The 2,644-nt window shown below is 31.8% G+C and carries 3 protein-coding genes and 1 pseudogene; all 4 read right to left on the bottom strand.

Translation table 11 applies throughout. The annotated features are described in order from the left end of the window. Positions 1-189 (bottom strand): annotated as a pseudogene (locus tag RMN92_RS10340) (guanylate kinase); the annotation flags it as partial. 31 nt (positions 190-220) lie between these two features. Beyond that, the gene (locus RMN92_RS10335) at positions 221-730 is read right to left on the bottom strand and encodes a MepB family protein (protein ID WP_309609370.1); all 510 of its coding nucleotides are present in this window, start codon (positions 728-730) and stop codon (positions 221-223) included. A gap of 52 nt (positions 731-782) precedes the next feature. Beyond that, the gene (locus RMN92_RS10330; protein ID WP_309609369.1) at positions 783-1,643 is read right to left on the bottom strand and encodes a YicC/YloC family endoribonuclease; all 861 of its coding nucleotides are present in this window, start codon (positions 1,641-1,643) and stop codon (positions 783-785) included. Between the two features lie 38 nt (positions 1,644-1,681). Beyond that, on the bottom strand, positions 1,682-2,584 hold the full coding sequence (locus RMN92_RS10325) for a DMT family transporter (RefSeq protein WP_309609368.1): 903 nt from the start codon (positions 2,582-2,584) through the stop codon (positions 1,682-1,684). Between the last annotated feature and the right edge of the window lie 60 nt (positions 2,585-2,644).

The raw sequence follows: 2,644 nt of genomic DNA, 5'->3' as shown, positions 1-2,644 counted from the left end.
TTTTTTAAATGCTGACAACGAAATAAAATAATAATCTTTGCCATCCACTTCTTCTCCTCTTTTTTCCCGCGTTGTACAAGAAACCGAAAATTCCAAATTGAGATCTTCTTGCTTCAGCAAATGCCTTACTATGGTTGTTTTTCCAGAACCTGAAGGCGCAGAGAATACAAGTAGTTTTCCTTTTTCCATTTATGCCAAATTTATTACAGTGCTTTTTTATTTAATCTTTTATTTTTTTGGAATAAAGCAATTTTGCTCTATTTACATCTAAATTTCCATCAAAAGGTATTTCTAAAAAGTAATCCAATTGCCATTTTTGTGTTTTTTGAGCCTGTTTATTTTCTGTCAAATCCCAGAATGGATACACTCGAATCGCCCTTTTGCCTTCTTTTTTATCTGTTACAATTCCTTTTTGAATCAAAACCGCTTTTGGAAAAATAAATTGTCCAAATCGAGATTCTGTTTTTACATTGATAGCAAATAAATCTATTGGATCAGAAATTTCGAAAGGTTCGATAGGACTTTTATCGGTTTTTCGTTTCCATAATGTTACAAATTGCCCAATTTTTGTTGGGGTTATTTTTGCCAATCGAAAAACTACTTTTTGGTTATTAATTTCAAATTGATGCGCACAATATTCTAAACTTTCTTTTTCGATTTGAATATTAGATAGTTCAAAATCACAGATGTCGAAAATTAATTCTTTAACTTCTTTTAAAATCGAATTCATCTCAAATCTATATTCACTTTGTCTTTGTTCTTTGTTCTTTTGTCTAAAAATTCTAAAGCACATTCAAAACCTGCTCTTTAATCTTTTCCAACTCATCTTTCATCATAACCACCAATTTCTGCATTTCTGCATGATTCGATTTTGAACCCAATGTATTGATTTCTCTTCCCATTTCTTGGGTAATAAAACCTAATTTTCGGCCGTTGGCTTCATTTCCAGTAATGGTTTCTAGAAAATAATCCAAATGATTGGTCAAACGAACCCTTTCTTCGGTAACATCCAATTTTTCTAAATAATAAATAAGTTCTTGCTCAAACCGATTTTCATCGATATTTACTTTCAATTCTGCAATGGCAGTTTGCAATTTATCTTTTATAATCTGAATTCTTTCAGGATCTAATGCAATAGCCTGATTTAAATACTCCCGAATATTGGCAATTCGCAAACTGAATTCTTTTTCCAAAGAAAGTCCTTCAGATTGTCGGAATTCTGAAATGTTATTCAATGCTTCAATAATGACAGTTTGAATTTGTTTCCATTCGTTTTCGTCCAATTCATCTCGCTCAGTTTTTAGCGCATCGGGCATTCGAACCGCCATTTTCATAAGTTCAGTTTCATCGGCATCAGCAATTACAGCTTTCATTTGATTGATATAACCCCTAATAATTGGAACATTTATTTTTGATGAAGTTTCCTCGCCCGTTATTTCTATAAATAATGAAAAATCAATTTTTCCACGTTCCAATTGTTGTGCAATCTGGTTTCGCAAACCCAATTCCATTTCTCGGTAAACCGATGGCATTCTTGTATTTAAATCTAACCCTTTGCTATTTAACGATTTTACTTCGACCGTTATTTTTTTTGTTGGCAATTGCAAGGAAGCTTTGCCGAAACCCGTCATGGATTGTATCATATATAAAAAATTGTAATAGATACAAATATATAGTAAAATTAGGATTTACGAATTACGATTTGGGATTTCTTACTAGTAACCAAATAAACACCAACAAAAATCAAAATTGCAGAGCCGATTTTTACCCAACTCAATTCATCTTTGCCTAATCCTATGGCGAATATTGTGGCAAAAAGTGGTTGCAAATAAATAAAAACTGCCACTGTAGTTGGTTTCAATTCTTTCATGGAAAGCAAGTTCAACAAATAAGTAAAAAACGTTGAAAATACAACTACAAAACCTATTTTCCAGAAAATATCTATTGGAATATTTGACCAATCAATTTGGCTAAACTCGCTCCATCCAAAAGGTAAAACCATTAAAAACCCGAATAAATAAATCCATTTTACAAACGAAAACGCATTGTATTTGTCCATTAATTTTTTAACTATAATAAGGTAGAATCCATAAGAACCGGCATTTATAAAAACCAAGAAATTTCCCAAACTCGCATTTGGTGCATTCACCATCGATTTTCCATACAAAATCAAAAATAGAGTGCCTGCCAATCCTAAAACAATGCCCAAAATTTTTCTGTTTTCCATTCTTTCTTTAATCAAAATAGCAGAAAGTATTAGCACAATAATTGGAGTTGTCACCATTAAAACTGCTCCCATAATAGGGGAAGTGTAGCTCAAACCTTTAAAAAAAGTAAGCATATTGAAAGTAACACCAAAAAATGCTGCTGCAAAAATTCTTAAGAAATCTGCTTTTTGTATTTTTTCGGTTTTAATAAATAAAGAAACCATCCAAAATAGTAAAGTCGTACCACCAACCCGAAGCAAAATAAATCCAAAAGGTTCTATGTATTTTGGCATGACATCTTTGGCAATCGTAAAAGTCACACCATAAATTATAGAAACAATTGTGGCGCCAATTAGTGCAAAATTTCTTTTAGACATTGCCAAACGCTTTCATGACTTGTAGCATATTTTGTTGCGTATTTCCAATATAAATTTTGT

The organism is Flavobacterium sp. (assembly GCF_031363805.1).
Lineage (GTDB): Bacteria > Bacteroidota > Bacteroidia > Flavobacteriales > Flavobacteriaceae > Flavobacterium.
The sequence above is the reverse complement of the archived record's forward strand: the minus strand, read 5'-3'. Positions and strand labels throughout refer to the sequence as shown.